General features: G+C 71.1%; 18 protein-coding genes. 11 read left to right on the top strand and 7 right to left on the bottom strand.

All coding sequences use genetic code 11. From position 1 onward, the window contains the following. The first annotated feature begins 5 nt into the window (after positions 1-5). Both J5X86_RS41780 and J5X86_RS41785 read left to right on the top strand, forming a co-directional pair. Entirely contained in the window at positions 6-890 is an 885-nt protein-coding gene (locus J5X86_RS41780) for a helix-turn-helix transcriptional regulator (protein WP_208521859.1), read from the top strand. Positions 891-902: 12 nt separating this feature from the next. Next, positions 903-1097 carry a DUF397 domain-containing protein gene (locus tag J5X86_RS41785; protein WP_208521860.1) on the top strand — a complete coding sequence of 65 codons (195 nt, stop codon included), beginning with the start codon at positions 903-905 and terminating at the stop codon, positions 1095-1097. Positions 1098-1677: 580 nt separating this feature from the next. Here J5X86_RS41785 and J5X86_RS41790 read toward each other — a convergent pair. Next, on the bottom strand, positions 1678-2787 hold the full coding sequence (locus J5X86_RS41790; protein ID WP_208521861.1) for a methyltransferase domain-containing protein: 1110 nt from the start codon (positions 2785-2787) through the stop codon (positions 1678-1680). Between the two features lie 249 nt (positions 2788-3036). Between J5X86_RS41790 and J5X86_RS41795 the strand changes: the two genes are divergently transcribed. The 3 genes from J5X86_RS41795 to J5X86_RS41805 all read left to right on the top strand — a co-directional run bounded on the left by J5X86_RS41795 (position 3037) and on the right by J5X86_RS41805 (position 5958). Then, complete coding sequence (locus tag J5X86_RS41795; protein WP_208521862.1) at positions 3037-4170, top strand: NADH:flavin oxidoreductase; 1134 nt, start codon at positions 3037-3039, stop codon at positions 4168-4170. Between the two features lie 106 nt (positions 4171-4276). Next, entirely contained in the window at positions 4277-4537 is a 261-nt protein-coding gene (locus tag J5X86_RS41800) for an RNA-binding protein (RefSeq protein ID WP_078642764.1), read from the top strand. Positions 4538-4638: 101 nt separating this feature from the next. Then, on the top strand, positions 4639-5958 hold the full coding sequence (locus J5X86_RS41805) for a DUF2993 domain-containing protein (protein ID WP_208521863.1): 1320 nt from the start codon (positions 4639-4641) through the stop codon (positions 5956-5958). Positions 5959-6014: 56 nt separating this feature from the next. Here J5X86_RS41805 and J5X86_RS41810 read toward each other — a convergent pair whose 3' ends face one another. After that, positions 6015-7253 carry a HAMP domain-containing sensor histidine kinase gene (locus tag J5X86_RS41810; protein WP_208521864.1) on the bottom strand — a complete coding sequence of 413 codons (1239 nt, stop codon included), beginning with the start codon at positions 7251-7253 and terminating at the stop codon, positions 6015-6017. Beyond that, the gene (locus J5X86_RS41815; RefSeq protein ID WP_208521865.1) at positions 7247-7903 is read right to left on the bottom strand and encodes a response regulator transcription factor; all 657 of its coding nucleotides are present in this window, start codon (positions 7901-7903) and stop codon (positions 7247-7249) included. The genes J5X86_RS41810 and J5X86_RS41815 overlap by 7 nt, the downstream gene beginning before the upstream one ends. Positions 7904-8113: 210 nt before the next feature. Here J5X86_RS41815 and J5X86_RS41820 point away from each other — a divergent pair, with 210 nt between their 5' ends. The 6 genes from J5X86_RS41820 to J5X86_RS41840 all read left to right on the top strand — a co-directional run bounded on the left by J5X86_RS41820 (position 8114) and on the right by J5X86_RS41840 (position 14146). Then, positions 8114-8638: a hypothetical protein gene (locus J5X86_RS41820; RefSeq protein ID WP_208521866.1), complete on the top strand. Its 525-nt coding sequence runs from the start codon at positions 8114-8116 to the stop codon at positions 8636-8638. Further along, positions 8635-9783 carry a peptidoglycan-binding protein gene (locus tag J5X86_RS52645; protein WP_208521867.1) on the top strand — a complete coding sequence of 383 codons (1149 nt, stop codon included), beginning with the start codon at positions 8635-8637 and terminating at the stop codon, positions 9781-9783. The genes J5X86_RS41820 and J5X86_RS52645 overlap by 4 nt, the downstream gene beginning before the upstream one ends. Further along, positions 9780-10502, top strand: coding sequence for an ABC transporter ATP-binding protein (locus tag J5X86_RS41830; protein WP_243982845.1), 723 nt, complete (start codon positions 9780-9782; stop codon positions 10500-10502). The genes J5X86_RS52645 and J5X86_RS41830 overlap by 4 nt, the downstream gene beginning before the upstream one ends. Next, positions 10499-11725: an ABC transporter permease gene (locus J5X86_RS41835; protein WP_208521868.1), complete on the top strand. Its 1227-nt coding sequence runs from the start codon at positions 10499-10501 to the stop codon at positions 11723-11725. Before J5X86_RS41830 ends, J5X86_RS41835 begins: the two co-directional genes overlap by 4 nt. Positions 11726-11889: 164 nt before the next feature. Beyond that, positions 11890-12018: a hypothetical protein gene (locus tag J5X86_RS52185; RefSeq protein WP_014053944.1), complete on the top strand. Its 129-nt coding sequence runs from the start codon at positions 11890-11892 to the stop codon at positions 12016-12018. 109 nt (positions 12019-12127) lie between these two features. After that, on the top strand, positions 12128-14146 hold the full coding sequence (locus J5X86_RS41840) for an ABC transporter ATP-binding protein (RefSeq protein WP_208521912.1): 2019 nt from the start codon (positions 12128-12130) through the stop codon (positions 14144-14146). Positions 14147-14559: 413 nt separating this feature from the next. On the opposite strand, the gene J5X86_RS41845 is transcribed toward J5X86_RS41840, so the two are convergent. From J5X86_RS41845 to J5X86_RS41860, 4 genes are all read right to left on the bottom strand, one after another. Continuing rightward, the gene (locus J5X86_RS41845; protein ID WP_208521869.1) at positions 14560-15984 is read right to left on the bottom strand and encodes a HAMP domain-containing sensor histidine kinase; all 1425 of its coding nucleotides are present in this window, start codon (positions 15982-15984) and stop codon (positions 14560-14562) included. Then, positions 15981-16721: a response regulator transcription factor gene (locus tag J5X86_RS41850; protein WP_208521870.1), complete on the bottom strand. Its 741-nt coding sequence runs from the start codon at positions 16719-16721 to the stop codon at positions 15981-15983. Before J5X86_RS41850 ends, J5X86_RS41845 begins: the two co-directional genes overlap by 4 nt. Positions 16722-16849: 128 nt before the next feature. Then, positions 16850-17971 (bottom strand): S1C family serine protease, encoded by a 1122-nt coding sequence (locus J5X86_RS41855; protein ID WP_208521871.1) that lies wholly within the window; start codon positions 17969-17971, stop codon positions 16850-16852. A 630-nt stretch (positions 17972-18601) separates the two neighbouring features. Continuing rightward, a complete protein-coding gene (locus tag J5X86_RS41860; protein WP_078642754.1) occupies positions 18602-19624 on the bottom strand; it encodes a LacI family DNA-binding transcriptional regulator in 1023 nt (340 codons plus the stop codon).

Raw genomic sequence — 19624 nt, forward strand, 5'->3', positions numbered from 1 at the left:
CGGCCGTGGCGCTGCGAACGCTCATCACCGAACGGCAACGCCGACTTGGCGCAGAGCTCAAGAAGTTACGACTGCAGGCGGAGTTGTCGATCGCCGAGGGCGGCAAGCGGATCGGCATGGGCGCGCCGCACCTGAGCCACATCGAGGCGGGGCGGACGGCCATCGCAACGGACCGGCTTCGCGAGCTGGTCGACGCATACGGGTGCAAGAATGAGCCGTACGTTGACGAGCTTGTCAGCATGGCCGAGAGCGGTGGCAAAGGGTGGTGGTCCACGTACCGCAAGTCCTTTCCGCAGTTCACGCTCGATCTAGCTGAGCTGGAATCGCGCGCGGCCCACCTGCAGAGCCACGAGACACTGCTGATCCCCGGGCTGCTGCAGACCGAGTCGTACATGCGCGCCCTCTTCCTCAGCTCGCTGCCCGATGCGTCCGAGGACGAGATCGAGACAGCAGTGCGCTTCCGGCTGGCGCGCCAGGAAATCCTCGCGTCCGCATCGATCACTTTCCACGCTGTGATCCATGAGGCCGCTCTGCGCATCTCGGTCGGCGGTCCTCACGTCATGCGAGGACAGCTCGCGCATCTCATTCGCGCAGCGGAGCGTCCAGGCACGGACATCCAGATCCTGCCGTTCGAGAGTGGAGCGCGAGCCTGGTTCGGGACGCCATTCCTGATCCTCGGGCCGGGCGTGTCCGGGTTGGAGACGGTCGTTCTCGAGCATCCGGTGGAGTCTTTGCGCCTGGACGACGACAAATCGATTGCCCACTACGGCAAAACGTTCGAAGGTCTGAGTAAGAGCGCGCTGCCAGGGGTGGTGACAGACGGATCCCCGGATCGTCACGAGAAGCGCGACTCATGGGGTCTGATCCAGCACATCCTGTACACCTACTAAGCGAAGGGCGTCATGTCCGATCTCACCTGGCAAAAGTCCTCGTTCAGCGACGGCGCGGGGCCGAACTGCGTGGAACTCGCTGCCGCACACGACGACATCCACATACGCGAAAGCGACGAGCCCGAAACGGTGGTCCGTACGACCTCAGCCGCGCTCGGCGCCCTCATACGTGCCGTGAAGGTCGGCCGACTCGATCGCACCCTCTGAGCGCAGGCCGGATGTCAGGTGCGGGCATCGTCTCGCGCGCTTCGCGCGATTGAGCAGCGGGGCAGGGGGCGGGGGCGCAGGGCGCGTTGCCGGCCGTCGGGCCGGTGGGAGCCCGCGCGGTGACGGCAACCGCGCCCGGGGGCCGATGCCGATCCGGAGCGCGGCCCGGTGGGGCAGCCCCTCCGGGTACCCCCCCAAAAAAACGCTTGATCTGAAGCAACTACCTTGTCAAGAGTTTTCGCAGGGGGTACCCCCTGCGGCGTCGAGTGCGACGGTGGATCGTCCAGGCACGACTGATGGGTGGTCCAGCGTCGCAGTGGATGCGGAGTCCGGCGGTCCGGCGACGGGCCTCGCCCCCTGTACACGGATGCCGCCACCGGCGGTCGCTCCCACCGGCCCGGCGGTCGGCGGTCGGCCCGCGCCCCCCGCCCCCTGCCCCGCTGCTCAATCGCGCGAAGCGCGCGAGACGGCGCCGCACCCGGCCCATGCGCCGTACCCGACCGATGCGGCACCCCCGGCGAAGGCGGCCCGTCGGGCAAGCGGGACGGCGCTCCGGCTACGCGGCGGCCAGGGGTACCGGCTACGCGGCGGGCAGGGGCCACGCCGCCGAGGGATCGCCGAGCCATACCCGGTGGTGGCCGTCGGCCGTGGCCGTCAGCCCGAAGTCGAACAGCTCAGGCCGCCCGGCGCCCTCCCACCAGGCGAGGGCCTGGGCAGTCTCGTCGGCCAGGTTTCGCGGACCCCACTGACGTACCGCGCCATCCGCCGCGTACGCCCACGAGTCCCGGCTGCACCACCAGTGCCCGCCGTCCTGCGGCCAGTGCGCCACGTCCGCCATCCTCAAGCCGACCGCGAATTCGGCGTGCGCGCCGCCAAGCACCGTGACGTCCAGGTCGGCCTTGCTCTCGCGGCTCTCTTCCCACGCCTCCGTGGAGAAGAGCCCATCGATGCGTGGACGCGCCCGCTGGCCTCGCACCGCCATGAATGTCACCGCGCCCGCGAACCGGCCCTCGGCGCAGCCGTCCGAGACGGTCAGCCGCGCGAGTCCGTGCGAGCAGAACGCGGTTCGGAAGGGGGCCAGGATCAGGCCGCCGGGCCGCACCTGCTCCACCCATGCCCACGGGATCGAAGTCACCGAGGCCGTCGCCACCAACCGGTCGTACGGCGCGCCAAGCCGCCAGCCCTGCTCGCCGTCCGCTTCCAGCACGGTCACTCCGCCGTACCCGGCCCGGTGCAGCGCGGCCCGTGCGCCGTCGGCCACGTCGGGGTCGATCTCCAGCGTGGTCACCCGCCCCACACCCGTCCGCTCGGCCATCAGCGCCGCGTTGTACCCGGTGCCCGCCCCGATCTCCAGCACCCCGTGCCCCGGCCGCAGATCCAGTTTGGCGAGCATGGTCACGACGGCGGTCGGCGCGGAGATGGAGCTGGTGGGCACATCGCCGCCGGCAGGGGCAGGGGCCCCGTCGTCCACCTGGGTGGTAATGGCCTGCGCGGGGTCGTACACCATGCGGGCCCACCGGTCCGGGTCGTCCGCTCGTCGGAGCGGCCGGTACACACCGTCGTCCACCACCCATACGGTGCCGGGGACGAACTCGTGTCGCGGGACGGCCTCGAACGCCCGCCGTACCCACGGCTCGGTGATGTCGAGCGCCTCGGCCGCCCGCGTGTGTAGCCGTTCCAGGTCGGTCACTTGCCGTGCGTTCCCATGTCGGGCCCCCTCGCATCATTGGTCAAGCGGCCAGTGTGGGCCTGCCTGCCGGCTGACGGGAGGGCGCGTAGGCACCCATCGGAGGCAGACTGTGCCGCCGTGCGCCTGCACCCCGGCAGGGGCTGGCCGGAGGCGGCCTCCGGTATTTGACCCTCACGTTGACGTCAGGTTTTAGTTTGGCCGGGCAGCGCGATTCCGCACTGTGACGACGTCCGGTCAAGGAGTATCAACGTGTCCATAAACGGGAGTGCTGAGCGCGCGGCCCAGGTTCTGTCCCGGCCGTTCACCGTGGGCGGGATGACCGTGCCCAACCGGATCGCCATGGCGCCGATGACCCGCATGTTCTCGCCCGGGGGCGTGCCCAACGCGGATGTGGTGGCGTACTACGCGCGCCGGGCCGCCGCCGGCGTGGGGCTGATCATTACGGAGGGGACCTACATCGAGCACCCCTCGGCGGGGCTGAGCGACAGCGTGCCGCGCTTCTACGGGGAGGACGCCCTCGCGGGGTGGGCCGAGGTCGTGAAGCAGGTGCATCTCGCGGGTGGGCGGATCGCGCCGCAGATCTGGCATGTGGGGGTGTCGCGGGAGGAGGGCGCGCCGCCGCACCCCGAGGCGCCCGTGCTGAGCCCGTCGGGGATCGGGCTGAACGGTGAGCCGGTCGGGCGGGCGATGACGCAGGACGACGTGGACGCGGTGATCGCCGCCTTCGCGGACGCGGCGGCCAACGCGGAGCGGATCGGTTTCGACGGGGTCGAACTGCATGGCGCCCATGGCTATTTGATCGACCAGTTCCTGTGGGGCGCGACGAACCGGCGCAGTGATGACTACGGCGGCGACCCGGCGTCCCGGGTCCGCTTCGCGGCCGAGCTCGTGGCCGCCTGCCGTAAGGCCGTCTCCGCCGAGTTCCCGATCATCTTCCGTACCTCGCAGTGGAAGCAGGACCACTACGACGTGCGGATGGCCGAGACCCCGCAGGAGCTGGAGGCGCTGCTCACCCCGCTGGTGGAGGCGGGGGTGGATGTCTTCCACTCCTCCACCCGGCGCTACTGGACACCGGAGTTCGAGGGCTCGGATCTGAACCTCGCGGGGTGGACGAAGAAGCTCACCGGGAAGTCCACGATCACGGTCGGCTCGGTTGGGCTCAACCAGGACTTCCTGCCGACGTTCGTCCTCGGGACCGGCAGTGAGCAGACCCAGGTGGCGGACATCGAGAATCTGCTGGACCGGCTGGAGCGGGACGAGTTCGATCTCGTCGCCGTCGGCCGCGCCCTGCTCGCCGACCCCGAGTGGGCCGCGAAGGTGCTCAGCGGGCGTACGGCGGAGCTGGTGCCCTTCTCCAAGGAACAGCTCGGCACGCTGCACTGAGCCGTATGACCGGTTCAGCCCATGCGGATGGCCCGTTTCGTACCTCGCTGAGAGGATTGACACGGTTCGCTGCACTGGGGACCACGGAGAACAAGGAGAGCCGGTCATGTCCAAACGACTGCATGTGGGCAACTTGAGCTACCAGACGACGACAAGGGACCTGGCGACCCTGTTCGGGCAGTTCGGCGAGGTGCTGGACGTCACCGTGATCACCGACCGGGAGAGCGGCCGCTCGCGGGGGTTCGGGTTCGTGGAGATGGACGAGACGGCCGCGGAGAAGGCGATGGCCCAGCTCGACGGCACGGAGATGGACGGCAGGGCCGTCACCGTCACCGAGGCGAGGGCGGTCTCACGCGGCACGCGCTGAGAAACGGCACGTGTACGGAGGGCGAAATCGGAACGTGCGGTTCGCCACGTATCGCCGCTAGGACTTGCGGGTGGAGCAGTGTGGCGTGGTGGTATGGCTTAATGCGATCCCCCACACGCATATCTTCACCGCGGCCCTCACATCCTCACGACGGTTCACCCGGCGTTCATTACAGCAACCCTTACGAGGAACTCGCCGAGCTTGCCGATCCGTACGATCCGGACGACCCCCTGGGCCTCGGCCTGGCGTCGGATGACGACGACGCCGACGGCGGCGGGCGCAGGGGTGAGCCGGTCGGCTCGGGGTCCGGCTCGGGGTCCGGCTCGGGCTCCGGGGACGACGGCGCGGCGTGGTCACCGCCCAACCACCGCCGTTCGTCCCGGCGTCGGCGCGGGCGCTTCAGGGGGATACCGCTCACCGCGAAGGCGCTGATCGGGCTGCTCGTGCTGGGCCTGCTGCTGGTGCTGGGCGACCGCTGTGCCGTGATGTACAGCGAGCGCAAGGCCGAGCAGGAGCTGCAGAAGAGGCTGGATCTGGCCACGGCGCCGAATGTGACGATCCACGGCTTCCCGTTCCTCACCCAGGTGCTCGGCAAGGATCTGCAGCAGGTCGACATCGCCGTCCCGGACGTGGCGGCCGACCGGGTATCGCTCGCCGAGGTGCGCGCCCAGGCCCAGGACATCCGGATCGTGGGGGATCTGCCCAGCTCCTTCCGGGGCGCGACGGTGGGCCGGATGAAGGGCGATGTGCTGCTGTCCTTCGAGGACCTCAGCCGTGAACTGGGCGCCTCCCAGGTGCGGTTCCAGGCGCTGGGGCCCAGCTCGGTGCGCGCGGACGGGAAGCTTCCGGTCGCCGGCCAGCAGGTGTCGCTGCACGCCCAGGCACAAATCCGGCGCCAGGGAGACCGTGGGATCTCCACCAGCGTCACCGATATGCGGCTGGACATCCCCGGGATCGCCACCTACCGGCCCGGCCCCGAGCCGCGCGCCGGGCTGTATCTGCACAAGAAGGCGGCGAAGCAGATCAGCGAGGACTCCGAGAAGGCGCGGGCGCTGCTGTCGATCCCCTCGGTGGCGGAGAAGCTCGGGGTGTCGCCGGCGGAGGCGGGGCAGGCGCGGAACGACGACCGGATGCTGGACCGGATCACGGGGTCGCCGCGCTTCGTGCCCGCGCTGCTCGCGGTCAACCTCGTCCAGGCGGCCAACGAGCATCCCCAGTTGGCCAGGAAGCTCGGCATCGACCCGACGGTGGCCGCGGCGCTGACGCGGATGAAGGTGCCGGAGCTGACGGACAAGCTGGAGCTCTCCTTCCAGCTGCCCCGAAAGGCCAAGGGCATCAAGCTGGCGAACATCGGTGTCTCCCCGGAGGGGATTCGGGCCGATCTGACCGGCGCGGGGCTGTCATTCGGGAAGACCCGCTAGCACCTGGTCGCGGACGCGGTCGGACGCAAAGCTGCGACCGGTCCCGGCGCCGTGAGTCACCGCGTCGTCGGCAGCCGTACCTCGATGCGGAGACCGCCCGCAGGGCCCGGGGCGGCGGTGACCGTGCCGCCGTGGGCGGTGGCGATGGAGCGGACGATGGACAGGCCCAGGCCGTGGCCGTGAACGGCGGTGCGATCGCGGTCGAGGCGGCGAAAGGGTTCGAACAGGCTGTCCACGCGGGTGGGGTCGATGCGGGGGCCGGTGTTGGTCACGGTCAGTCGGCGGGCATCGTCGATGCGCACGGTGACCGTGCCCTGCGGGTGGTTGTACTGGATGGCGTTGCGTACCAGGTTGGAAGCCAGATGCTTGAGGAGCACCGGGTCTCCGTTCACGGACAGGGGCGTGGTGTGCACCGCCGTGACGACGGTGTGCTCGGCGGCGAGGGAGCTGAGTTCGTCGGCGGCCTGCCGGGTGAGCTCGGCGAGGTCGGTGTCCTTGGTCTCGTCGAGCCCGCGGTCGCTGCGGGCGAGCAGCAGGAGTGCGGCGATGAGGTGTTCGGCCTCGCGGTTGGTGGTGAGCAGGTCCTCGCGGACCGGGATCAGGTGGGCGGGCAGCGGCTCGGCGAGGCCGACTTCGATGCTGGTGCGCTGGGCGGCCAGGGGGGTGCGCAGTTCGTGGGAAGCGTTGGCGACGAACCGGCGCTGGCTGGTGAAGGACCTCTCCAGGCGGTCCAGCATGGTGTCGTAGGTGTCGCCCAGTTCCCGCAACTCGTCTTGTGGTCCGGTGAGTTGCAGGCGTTCGTGGAGGTTCTCCTCGCTCATCCGGCGGGCCGCGAGGATCACTTTGCGTACCGGGCGCAGGGCCCGGCCGGCCAGCCACCAGCCCATGGCGCCGGACAGTACGGCCATGACGGCCAGGCCGACCGCCGACCACACCACCATCTGCCGTACGGCGGTCTCCTGGAGCCTGTTGGTGACTTCCATCCTGGCCAGCCGGGCGTCCTCGGCCTGTTCTCGAAGCCACGTCGAGCCGGTGGGGTCGGGACTCGTCGGGCCCGCGGTGGCCGACGAGGTGGGTTGGGGAGCGGTTGGCCCGCCGGTGGGGTCCGTCGTGATGCTTGCGAACTGCTCCATGGTTCCCTGCCGGGCCAGCACCGTGACGAAGATCAGTAGTGCGGCTCCGGCGCAGAAGAACAGCGCGGTGAAAGCGGCGGCGAGTTTGGCGCGGAAGGTCAGACGGTCGCGCAGCGCGGCCCGCAGGGCCCGCGGGCTGACGAGGGACAGGGGATTCAGCACAGCCGGTAACCTTTGCCGTCGTCCACGGAGATCGCGTCGGAGCGGCCGAGTTTGCCACGCAGCCGGCTGACGGTGGCGCGTACGGCGCTGGTGCGCGAGTCCATGTGCTCGTCCCACACACGGTCCAGAAGGGCACGGTGGGTCACGGCTTCGCCGCGCGCCTCCATCAGGAGCTGAAGGACGGCGAATTCCTTCGGGCTCAGCTCCACCGGCCGCCCGTCGATGCGGACTTCGCGACGGCCCCGGTCCAGCTCGATGCCGCCGTGCCGCAGGATCATCAGCGGGGGTGTGGGTACGCGTCGGCTCAACGCTCGGATCCGTGCGATGAGTTCGGCGAAGTCGAAGGGCTTGGCCAGGTAGTCGTCGGCGCCGAGATCGAGCCCGGACACCCGGTCCTCCACCGAACCGGCGGCGGTGAGCATGAGGATGCGGGGCGGGTCCTCGAGCGCGCGCAGGCGCAGGCACACCTCGTCGCCGCTCATGACGGGCAGATCCCGGTCCAGGACGATGATGTCGTAGGCGTTGAGCAGGCACATCCGCTCGGCCACGTCCCCGGAGCCGGCCAGGTCGACCGCGATGGCCTCGCGGCGCAGGCCGGTGGCGATCGTACGGGCCAGGATGTGGTGGTCTTCGGCGATCAGGACCCTCATGGGGGAGCTTCCTCGGGGTGGTACGCGGCAGTTACTGAAGGTAACAAACCGGGTGGATCGGACCCCGGCCCAGCCATGCAAGCAGGGAGGCGATTGCAGAGGGATAAGCGTGGCGGGGCGCGACGGCCTCCCGCGCTTACCTCCCTGCGCACGGTCGGCTGGTTCTCTCATGGAGCAAGTACCGGCTCTTACCCCAACCGTGAGGTCCCCATGCCTGTCCTCTCTCTGCGTAAGCACTGTGCCCTGGCCTCGGCCGCCCTGGGCATGGTCCTCGTCCTGTCGGCCTGTGGCGGAGGCGGCGGTGATAACGATGTCGCCAGCGCCGGCGGCGAGAAGAAGCCGTCCGCGAGCGCCTCCCAGAAGCCGAAGAGCCCGGAGGAGATGCAGAAGGCCCGGCTGAAGTACGCGGCCTGCATGCGCGAACAGGGCATCGACATGCCCGACCCGGACGCCGACGGGGCGAAATTCGTCCAGCCCTCCGACCCGAAGAAGTTCCAGGCGGCGCTCGAACAGTGCAAGCAGTTCATGCCGAACGCGGACGGCCAGGCCCCGAAGTACACCCCTGAGCAGAAGGCGAAGGACGTGAAGCTGGCCAAGTGCCTGCGCGACAAGGGAGTCGAGGCCGAGGACCCGACCGACGAGGGGAGGATGAACATCCCGGACGGTGGGTCGAAGAAGACGCAGGACGCCCTCAAGGCATGCGGCGCCATGTCCAGCGGTAAGACCGGCCAGTGACCGCCGCCACGGAGAGCGGCACCGTGCCGCAGAGCGAAGAGAGCGGGGACGGCTCCCCCGACGCCGCCCCGCGCCACCGGCCACGCGGTCGTCGGCGCCGCGGCCACTGGATCATCGCCGCAGTCCTGGTCGCGGCGGCCGTCGGCGGCGTGTACTACGCGACCTGCGGCACGGGCACCGCCCCGGCGGCGGGCTCGGACAAGCCGACGCAGCACACGGACAAGGTCACCCGCCAGACGCTCATCAACAGCAAGCAGGTCGACGGAACGCTCGGCTTCAAGGGCAGCACCTCGGTCATGGGCAGGCTGGCCGGGACCGTCACCGGCCAGCCGGGCATCGGCAGCACCGTCTCGCGCGGCGAGCAGCTCTACGGCGTGGACGGAAAACCCGTGGTCCTGCTGTACGGGAAGTCGCCCGCGTACCGGGACATGAAGAGTGGCGACAAGGGCGAGGACGTACGTCAGCTCGAGGAGAACCTCCAGGCCCTCGGCTACCGCGGCTTCACCCCCGACAGCGAATTCACCGACCTCACCGCGCAGGCGGTCAAACGCTGGCAGAAGGCTCTCGGTCTTCTCCAGACCGGGAAGGTGGAGGACGGCCGGGTCGTGTTCGCCTCCGGGCCCTTAAGGATCGGCGCGCACAAGGCCCCGGTCGGCTCGGACGTCCGGCCGGGCGGACCCGTGCTGACCGGCACCTCGTCCAAGCGCCAGGTCCATGTCGACCTGGACATCAGTGACCGGTCGCTGGCGAAGAAGGACGGCAAGACCACCGTCACCCTCCCCGACGGCAAAACGGTCAAGGGCACGATCATCAGTGTCGGTACGACGGTGAAGAAGACGCCGGGCACGGACGGCGCCGCGGACAAATCCACCATCGGGGTCGACATCGAGCTGGACGACGACGTCGCGGACATCACCGAGGCGCCGGTCACCGTCGGGCTCCAGAGCGAGAAGAAGGAGAACGTCCTGACCGTGCCGATCACCGCACTGCTCGCGCTCCGTGAGGGCGGCTACGGCGTCGAGGTCATCGGCGCCGACGGTAAGGGCACGGTCAGCGCCGTGAAGCTCGGCATGTTCGCGAGCGGCAGGGTCGAGGTCAGCGGCAGCGGCCTTACGGCCGGCACCAGGGTCGGGGTCGCCGCATGACGCAGACACTGGCGGGGCCCGGGCCGACCGGGCCCGCGCCAACAGACACGCCGCTGGTGGAACTCGAAGACGTCGACCATGTGTATCCGGGCGGGGTACAGGTGCTCCATCAGGTGTCCTTCCGCGTCGATCGGGGCGAACTCCTCGCCGTCGTCGGCCCGTCGGGCTCCGGCAAATCCACCCTGCTCAACCTGATCGGCACGCTGGACGTGGCGACGTCCGGCACCGTACGCATCGACGGTCACGACATCGCCGGCCTGAGCGAGAACAGGCTGTCCGCGCTGCGGGCCCGGTCCATCGGCTTCGTCTTCCAGCAGTTCTTCCTGGCCGACGGGGTCAGCGCGTTGGACAACGTCGCCGACGGACTCCTCTACCTGGGCGTCCCCCGCAAGGAACGCCGCGCGCGGGCCGAAAAGGTTCTGCGCCGGGTCGGCCTCGGGCACCGCCTCGACCACCGCCCGAACGAACTGTCGGGCGGCGAGAAACAGCGCGTCGCCATCGCCCGCGCGGTGGTCGCAGACCCGCCGCTGCTGCTGGCCGACGAGCCCACCGGAGCGCTCGACACCACGTCCGGAGCGTCCGTGGTGGAACTTCTGCGGGAACTCAACGCGGCCGGCACGACCGTGCTGATCATCACCCACGACCAGGAACTGGCCGCCGCACTGCCCCGCCGCATCCGCGTACGCGACGGCAGGATCACCGAAGGGGTACTGCGGTGAGCCGCCGCCTCGACCCGCGGCGCCTCACCGCGACCCGTCTCACCCCCCGCAGGCTCAGCCTGGCCGACACTCTGCGGGTGGGCAGCGTGGGACTGCGCACCCGCCCCACCCGAGTGCTGCTGTCGGCGCTGGGTATCGCGATCGGTATCGCCGCGATGGTCGCGGTGGTCGCCGTATCCGCTTCCAGCCAGGCCGCGTTCAACGCCCAACTCGCCTCGGTGGGTACGAACATGCTCACCGTGACGCCCGGAAAGGACTTCGTCGGCGACCCCGCGCCACTGCCCGAAAACGCCGCCGAAATGGTCAGGCACATCGCCCCGGTCGAGAACGCCGCGGCCACCGGCAGCGTCAAGGACACCAAGGTCTACCGCAACGACCGCATTCCCAAGGCCGCCAGCAGAGGCATCGGCGTCCTCGGGGCCGGACTCGACCTGCCCAGGACCGTGGGGCTCCACATGGCCGCTGGAACGTGGCTCAACGGCGCCCAGAGCCGCTACCCGGCCGTCGTCCTCGGCACCACCGCGGCCGAGAATCTGGGTATCACCACCCCCGGTGCCCAAATCTGGCTCGGGGAGCAGTGGTTCACCGTCACCGGAATCCTCCAGAAGGCGCCGCTCGCCCCCGAGCTGGACTCGGCGGCGCTCATCGGCTGGGACGCGGCCAAGACCCACCTGGGTTTCGACGGCCGCCCGACGATGATCTACACCCGCACCGCCGACAGCAAGGTCGACCAGGTACGCGGAGTCCTCGCCGCCACCGTCAACCCCGAGGCGCCCAACGAGGTCACGGTCTCGCGGCCCTCCGACGCGCTGAGCGCCAAGCAGGCCGCCAACCGGGCCTTCACCAGCCTGCTCGTCGGCATCGGCGCCATCGCCCTGCTGGTCGGTGGTGTCGGCGTGGCCAACACCATGGTCATCGCCGTCCTCGAACGGCGTGGCGAGATCGGCCTGCGCCGTGCGCTCGGCGCCACCCGTGGCCAGATCCGCACCCAGTTCCTCACCGAGTCGGTCATGCTCTCCGCCCTCGGCGGCATCAGCGGCGCCGCCCTCGGCGCGGGAGCGTCGGCGGGATACGCACTCTCCCAGAACTGGCAGGTGGTCGTCCCGCCCTGGGCACTGGGTGTGGGAGTCGGCGCCACCATGGCGATCGGCGCGCTCGCCGGCCTGTGGCCCGCCGTACGCGCGGCCCGGCTCGCACCCCGGGCCGCACTCTCCGGACCGTAGGCGGTGCGGTTCCCCAATCGGCATGAGAATTCCTTGAAACCGTTCTTGGTAAACGCACAGCTCAGCCCGATCCTCCTCACGGATATCGCTCCTAATGTCTTCCGTGTCGAAGCCGAACGGCTCCGGCAAAGGAAAAGAAACACCGAATTCCGAGAGGCAGAATCATGAGCTTCCACAAGATTGTCCCGGTCAAGCCCGCCCGCAAGGCCGAGCCGAAGAAGAAGCACCACGCCCCGAAGCCGGACCCGAAGAAGGGCCCGAAGAAGCCCCACCGTCGCCCCATCGGCGGCTGACCCATACCCCGGAGGCGGGTCCGCGGCATCGCGCCGCGGGCCCGCCTCGGCCATGTCCGGAGCCGAGCGGGAGAGACCGACCGTGACCTCGTACGAAGACCAGCCCACCATGCAGCTTCGCGCGCTCGGGGCCGACCCGGCCTCCGGCCTCGGCCGGCATCGGCGCACCGGGCGGCCGCGCCCTTACGGTCGTCATCAGCCGAAGGCGGCCCCGCAGCTCCCCGAGGAGTACCTGCCCGTAGACGTAGAGGACGGCGAGCCCGGCGCCGAGGGGACCGCTCCGCGGCTGCCCGCGCGGCAGGCGTTCCGCCGGTTCTGGCCGCTCGCCAAGGGCGACCGGCGTTGGCTGGTGCTCATCTGCGCCTGTGTCGTCGCCGCGGCGCTCGCCGAGACCGCCGCGATCCTGCTGTTCTCCGATCTGACCGACAACGCCCTGCGGCAGGGCTCGCTCGGCGCCTTCTGGGTCCCCGCCGCGCAGTGGCTCGCGGTCGCGGTGCTCGGCGCGGCCGTCGGCTATACGGGCAACTCGCTCGCCGTATGGACCGCCGAGCGGTTCGTGCTGCGGCTGCGGGCCCGGGTCTTCGCGCATGTGCAGGATCTGCCGCCGCACTTCTTCCAGCGCCACCGCCAGGGCGATCTGGTCGAACGCCTCACCGGGGACGTGGAGTCCATCGAGCAGATGGTGGTCTCCGGGGTGGTGAGCACCGTCTCCGCCCTCTTCAGCACGGTCTTCTTCTCCGTCGCCGCCTTCCAGTTGCGCTGGGATCTGGCGCTGGTCACCTTCGTCCTGGCACCGCTCTTCTGGCTGGCCGCGCGGCGCTTCTCCGGGCGGATCAGCTCGGTGGCGAGGGACGAGCGGGTCGCGGACGGCGCGATCACCTCCGTCGTCGAGGAGTCGCTCGGCAACGTCATGCTGACGCAGGCGTACAACCGTAAGGACGCCGAGGAGCGGCGGCTGGGCCGGGAGGCCCGTGCGTGGATGCGGGCGTCGGTGGCCGGTGCCCGGATGAGCGAGCTGTACGAGCAACTGGTCGAGGTCATCGAGACGCTGTGCGTCCTCGCCGTGATCGGGCTCGGCGCCTGGGAGATCTCCCAGGACCGGATGACCATCGGGCAGTTGCTGGCCTTCGCCGCCTTCCTCGGCTACCTCTACCCGCCGATCCGCAACCTCGGACAGCTCGGCCTCACCCTTACGGCCGCGACCGCGGGCGCCGAGCGGCTGCTGGAGATCCTCGACGCCGAGCCCGCCGTGAGCGATCCGCCGCCCGGGGCCGCGGTGGGGCCGTGGCGGGTGCACGGCACGGTGGAGTTCGACCGGGTCGGCTTCCGCTACCCCGGGGGCGACCGGCGCACCCTGGCCGGTGTCTCGTTCACCGCCCGGCCGGGTGAGTTCGTGCTGATCACCGGGGCGAGCGGGGCGGGCAAGTCCACCGTCTCCAAGCTGCTGACGCGCTTCTACGACCCGGCGGAGGGATATGTGCGACTGGACGGCGTCCCGCTGTACGCGATGCCGCTGGGCTTTCTGCGGGCGAACGTGACGCTGCTGCCGCAGGAGACCCTGATCCTGCACGACACCATCCGCGAGAACATCGCCTGCGGCCGCCCCGGGGCCGCCGAGCACGAAATCGTCCGAGCGGCGCGGGACGCCGCCGCGCACGACTTCATCGCGGCGCTGCCCGAGGGCTACGACACCCGGATCGACCCGCATACGGCACGGCTGTCCGGCGGCCAGTTGCAGCGCATCGCCATCGCCCGCGCGATGCTGCGCGACGCGCCCGTCCTCGTCCTGGACGAGCCCACCACCGGTCTGGACGCGCTGGCGGCGCGGCGGGTCGTCCGGCCGCTGCGGCGACTGATATCCGGCCGCACCACGCTCATGATCACCCACGATCTGAACCTGGCCCCGGACGCGGACCGCATCCTGGTGCTGGACCACGGGCGGGTGGTGGAGACCGGCACCCATCGCGAACTGCTGGCGCTGAACGGCACGTACGCCCGGCTGCACGGCTCCGGGAACGGCGCTCTGGAAGGCCCCCTGGAGGGCCACTCGTTGGACGGCACTCTGAACGGCTCCCCCACCGGCACCGGCACCGGGCCTCAGCCGACGCTCCGGCTCGGGCCGATCTGACGGGGGGCGGACTGGGCTCGCCGAGCCCAGCCGGACCGAGCGGACCGGACCGAGCGGACCGGGCCGGGCGGACCGGACCGGGCCGGGTGGGCCGCGCCGGGTGGACCGGACCGAGCGGACCGGGCCGGGTGGGCCGGGCCGGGTGGGCCGGGCCGGGTGGACCCGCGCCGACCGAGCCGAGCCGGACCCCCGCCGCGCCGGGCCGGGCCGCGCCAGGCCGGGCCGGACCCGCGCTGGGTCAGACCGGACCGGGCTGAGCCGAACCCCCGCCGGACCGGGCCGAGCCGGACCCCGCCGGACCGAGCCGAGCCGGACCCCGCCGGACCGAGCCGAGCCGGACCCCGCCGGGCCAGGCCAGGGCCAGGCCAGGCCGAGCCAAGCCCGCGTCGGGCCGGGCCGCGCCGGAGCCGGGCTCAGTCGACGTCGATCCCCGGCGGAGCCGTAGGCGCGCCCGGGAGCCTGATCCAGGCGACCGTGCCGCCGCCCGGGGCCGCCTCCAGTCCCACCTGGCCGCCCGCCTGCTGGACCGTCCGGGCCACGATCGACAGGCCGAGGCCCGAACCGGGCATGCTGCGGGCGGACGGGGAGCGCCAGAAGCGCTCGAAGACATGCGGCAGTTCCTCGGCGGGGATGCCGGGGCCATGGTCCCGCACCCTTACCTCTCCGCTTCTGAGGACGACGTCGATCACACCACCCGAAGGGCTGAACTTCACGGCGTTGTCGAGGAGATTGACCAGCGACCGCTCCAGCGTGGCCGCCTCGCCGCGGACGTACCAGGGCTCGATCGAGGCGTTGATCGTGAGATGCGCACCGCGCAGCCGGGCTCGCTCCAGGGCCGTCCGCGCCACCTCGTGCAGGGCGATCACCTGCGGGGGGCCGCTGCCGGGCAGGGCGTCGGGCCGGGACAGCTCCTGCAGATCGCCGATCAGCGCGGCCAGCTCGGTCATCTGCGCCTTGACGCTCCCCATGAGCGCCTTACGGTCGGCGGGCGGCAGCGCGCGGCCGGTCTCCTCGCTGCGGGCGAGCAGTTCGATATTGGTCCGGAGCGAGGTGAGCGGGGTGCGCAGCTCATGTCCGGCGTCCGCGATGAGCTGCTGCTGACGGTCGCGGGAGGAGGTGAGGGCCGCCGTCATGGAGTTGAACGACCGGGACAGCCGGGCGATCTCGTCATCGCCCTCCGCCGGGATGCGCACGGCCAGATCCTCGGTGCGGGCCACATGTTCGACCGCCTCGGTCAGCCGGTCCACGGGCTTGAGCCCGGTCCTGGCGATCCACAGGCCCGCGGCGCCCGCGCCGACGACGCCGACCCCGGCGACAAGCGCGAGTACCAGGGTGAGCGTGCCCAGCGGATGCTCGACCTCGCTCAGCGGGCGGGCCATGGAGACGGCGATCCCCCGCGGCAGCGGGCTGCCCGGGCCTTCGGTCGGCCGGTAGGTGTACACCCGCATGTCCCCGCCACCGCCCGCGCCCGTCGCGTCATGCAGCGCGCTCGGCCGCTGTCCGACGGCCACCTCCACATCGGCGGTGGTCACCGGGAGCTGAGTGGCCCCGGGCTGGGTGCAGCGGCTTCCGTCGGCCAGCACGATCTGCACGGAGTACGAGCCGAGGGCGCGCGGGGTGTGGCCGTCGGCGCCCCCGGGGCTCTGGCACGCCTCCAGGATGCTCAGGACATTGCGCTCGTCCACCTTGACGTTGCGCAGGGAGGAGTCGAGTTGAGCGCTGAGCTGCTCCCGGACGATCAGCCAGGACGCGAACGCGGACACCGCCACCGCCACCGCGACGGCCACCGCGGTCAGCAGGGCCAGCCGCGAGCGCAGCGGCAGCCTGTGGAACCTCACGAGGGATCGCCCTCCGCGGGCCGCAGCACATACCCCACCCCGCGCACGGTGTGCACGAGCCGCGGCTCACCGGCCGCCTCGGTCTTACGGCGCAGATACATCACGTACACGTCCAGCGAGTTGGACGACGGCTCGAAGTCGAAGCCCCACACCGCCTTCAGGATCTGCTCACGGGTGAGCACCTGACGGGGATGCGCCAGGAACATCTCCAGCAGGGTGAACTCGGTACGCGTCAGCTCGACGCGGCGCCCGCCCCGGGTGACGTCGCGGGTGGTCAGGTCCATCCGCAGATCGCCGAAGGCCATCACGTCGCCTTCGGGGAGCGCCGCGCCCTGCTGCCCCGCGTAGGAGCTGCGGCGCAGCAGGGCGCGGATGCGGGCCAGCAGTTCGTCCAGTTCGAAGGGTTTGACGAGGTAGTCATCCGCGCCCGCGTCGAGCCCGGTGACCCGGTCGCCGACCGTGTCCCGCGCGGTGAGCATGAGGATGGGCAGCGTCACCCCGGTGGCGCGCAGCCGCCGCGCGGCGGTCAGCCCGTCCATCCGGGGCATCAGCACATCGAGCACGATCAGCTCGGGGTCGTAGGAGCCGACCTTGTCCAGCGCGTCCAGTCCGTCCACGGCGGTCTCGGTCGCGTAGCCCTCGAAGACGAGGCTGCGCTGCAGGGCTTCCCGGACGGCCGGCTCGTCGTCGACGATCAGGATGCGGGCGGGCTGATCGCCGTGGTCGGCGGGGCTCATGGGTCGGTTTCCTTCACGATCACGATGACGGTGGGCGGGGAGGTGGCCGCGCTGCCGAGCGAGCCGCTCCGCGGGAATGGCTCCGTCGCTGCTCCGCCGCGCTGCTGCCAGCCTCGCACGTGGGTCGGTCAGGCGTTGCCGTCACTGCCGCCCGAGCGCAGGGAGGCGAGATCGGACTTGACCGTGTTGATCGGGATCGAGAAGCCGAGGCCGACGCTGCCCGCGCTGCTGGAGCTCTGGCCCGAGGCCGCGGAGTACATCGCGGAGTTGATGCCGATGACCTGGCCGCTCATGTTGATCAGCGCACCGCCGGAGTTGCCGGGGTTGAGCGAGGCATCGGTCTGGAGGGCCTTGTAGGTGGTGGTCGACTCGCCGACGTCGCCGTTGTACCGGCCGCCGCCGAACTCGAAGGGCCACTGACCGCCGCCGCCACCCTGCCCCTGACCGCCTTGCCCCTGACCCTGGCTCTGGTCCGTGGAGACGGTGACCTCACGGTCGAGCGCGGAGACGATGCCGCTGGTGACGGTGCCGGTAAGGCCCTCCGGCGAGCCGATGGCCACGACCTGGTCGCCCACGGTGACCTTGCTGGAGTCGCCGAGGGCCGCGGCCTTGAGCCCGCTCGCGCCCTCCACCTTGATCAGCGCGAGGTCCTTCTTGCTGTCGGTGCCGACGACCGTCGCGGTCTTCTTACTGCCGTCACTGAAGGTCACCTTGATCGAGTCCGCGCCGGAGACCACATGGTTGTTGGTGATGACCTCGCCGCCGCTGGTGATGACCACGCCGGAGCCGGTGGACTGACCGCTGGTGCCACTCGCGCTGACCTCCACGATGCTGGGGCTGACGGCCGCCGCGACGGCCGAAACCCCGCTGCGGCTGGCGGAGTTGGCGTTGACCACGGGGGTGGAGACCGTGGTGTCGGACTTCTGGGTGGCGTTGGTGACCAGCGCGGCGGCCCCACCGCCCACGAGCGCCGCAACCGCCGCCACGGCCGCGATCAGCGCGATCGGACGCGACGCCCGCGCCCTGCGCCGCCCTCCACCACCATGCGCCCCCTCACCCGCGAACGCCCCGCCCTCCTCCCCGACCCCGCCCCCAGCACCACTGCCACCACTCGGCCACACGGTGACCCCGGACGGCGTGGTGACCGCCTGCTGAGGCTCATACGCGGGCGGATCGGGATACCCCGCACCACCGCCGTACGAGAAGGGATAGGGCTCGTCTGCGCCGCTACGGCGTGTGCTGTCCGTCATGTCTATGACTGTGCGACCGAAGTATGAGAGTCCCCTGAGCGCCCGCTGAGAACCCCACCAGAAGTCGGTATGCCCGACATAAGGCGGCAGGCAGGGGCGCGACTCCGGGCGCCGAGGAACGCCGTAACCCTCGGGCCCCGCCGCCCCCGAACCCCCTCGGCCGCACCGCAGGTCAGCGAAGTCCGTCCGCAGAACGTGGACGTCGCGCCGCCACCGGCACGCAGGCGCGGTCCGCCGCGCCGGCCCTCGCCGTAAGGCGGACACTCCGCCCCGGAGGAGCACGGCGCCCACAGGGCACGGCGCCTCCGCGAACACCGGGACCCAGCCGAGGAACGCCGGGATCACAAGCCTCGCCAGGCGCGGAATCTCCCCGCCGGGGAGGCCGCTGGTCGGGCGCGCGCCACGCATGGCGTCCGTTCGCGGGGGCGCGGGGCCCCACAGCGCGCGGGCGCGGCCCGCCGGGAAAGCAGCCCACAAGGCGCGGCGGACGCCGATCCCAGAACGGGCCTCCACATCGACGCACACCGCAAGGCAGGCGCCTCCCGCGCGGCACAAATCCCGCCGGACGGCGAAAACGAGAGGGGGCCGTCGGGGCCCCAGGGCCCCGACCCGGGCAGGCGCGCGGTTGCGCTACGCGCAGCCGCACGAGTGGCGGACCACCAGTGCCGAAGGGAACTGCTTGACCCGCTCGCGGCGGGAGCTGGCCAGGCGGACGCCGTCGTCCAGCACCAGATCGACCGCGGCGCGCGCCATCGCGGGGCGGTCGGAGCCGACCGTGGTCAGCGGGGGGTCGGTGAGGTGGGCTTCCTTCACGTCGTCGAAGCCGGCCACCGCCAGTTCCTGCGGTACCTCGATCCGCAGCTCACGCGCCGCCCGCAGCACCCCGAACGCCTGGTCGTCGGTGGCGCAGAAGATGGCCGGGGGCCGGTCGGGGCCGGCCAGCAGATCGAGGGCGACCTTATAGGCGTCGTACCGGTTGTACGGGGCCTGGAAGAGCCGCCCCTCCGTGGGGCGCCCCGCCTCGTGCATCGCGCGGCGCCAGCCCTCGACGTGGTCGGTGACGGGGTCGCCGACGGTCGGGGTTATCTCGGTGCCGCCGAGGCACGCCACGTAGTCATGGCCGTGCTCCAGCAGATGCCGCACCGCGAGCTGCGCGCCCCCGACGTCGTCCAGCACCACCGCCACGTCGTCGATCGCCTCGGGCCGCTCGTGCAGCAGCACCACCCGGGCGTCCCACGCCTCGATCTCGGCCGCCGCGTTCTCGCTCGGGCCCTGGCTGATGAGGATCAGCCCGGACACCCGCATCCCCAGGAAGGCGCGCAGATAGTGCACTTCGCGCTCGTCGAGGTAGTCGGAGTTGCCGACCAGCACCATCTTTCCGCGCTCGGCGGCCGCCTGCTCGACGGCGTGCGCCATCTCCGCGAAGAACGGCTGCCGGGCGTCCGGAACGATCAGCCCTATGAGATCGGTCCGGCGGCTCGCCATCGCCTGCGCGACGCGGTCCGGCCGGTAGCCGAGCTCCTTGATCGCGGCAAGCACCCGCTCGCGCGTGGCCGGGGCGACCGGCCGGGGTCCGTTATTGATGACGTAACTGACGACCGCGGTCGAAGTCCCCGCAAGCCTTGCCACATCATCCCGCGTCACCTTGGCCAC

It is taken from the genome of Streptomyces sp. NEAU-YJ-81 (assembly GCF_017592595.1).
Lineage (GTDB): Bacteria > Actinomycetota > Actinomycetes > Streptomycetales > Streptomycetaceae > Streptomyces > Streptomyces hygroscopicus_B.

What these genes read in the sequence shown, in the direction of transcription:
- J5X86_RS41800 (WP_078642764.1), top strand. Translation starts at nt 4,277, where the DNA reads ATGTCCAAACGACTGCATGTGGGCAACTTGAGCTACCAGACGACGACA.
- J5X86_RS41830 (WP_243982845.1), top strand. Translation starts at nt 9,780, where the DNA reads ATGACGCAGACACTGGCGGGGCCCGGGCCGACCGGGCCCGCGCCAACA.
- J5X86_RS41855 (WP_208521871.1), bottom strand. Translation starts at nt 17,971, where the DNA reads ATGACGGACAGCACACGCCGTAGCGGCGCAGACGAGCCCTATCCCTTC.
- J5X86_RS41785 (WP_208521860.1), top strand. Translation starts at nt 903, where the DNA reads ATGTCCGATCTCACCTGGCAAAAGTCCTCGTTCAGCGACGGCGCGGGG.
- J5X86_RS52185 (WP_014053944.1), top strand. Translation starts at nt 11,890, where the DNA reads ATGAGCTTCCACAAGATTGTCCCGGTCAAGCCCGCCCGCAAGGCCGAG.
- J5X86_RS41820 (WP_208521866.1), top strand. Translation starts at nt 8,114, where the DNA reads ATGCCTGTCCTCTCTCTGCGTAAGCACTGTGCCCTGGCCTCGGCCGCC.
- J5X86_RS41840 (WP_208521912.1), top strand. Translation starts at nt 12,128, where the DNA reads ATGCAGCTTCGCGCGCTCGGGGCCGACCCGGCCTCCGGCCTCGGCCGG.
- J5X86_RS41805 (WP_208521863.1), top strand. Translation starts at nt 4,639, where the DNA reads ATGCGATCCCCCACACGCATATCTTCACCGCGGCCCTCACATCCTCAC.
- J5X86_RS41815 (WP_208521865.1), bottom strand. Translation starts at nt 7,903, where the DNA reads ATGAGGGTCCTGATCGCCGAAGACCACCACATCCTGGCCCGTACGATC.
- J5X86_RS41850 (WP_208521870.1), bottom strand. Translation starts at nt 16,721, where the DNA reads ATGAGCCCCGCCGACCACGGCGATCAGCCCGCCCGCATCCTGATCGTC.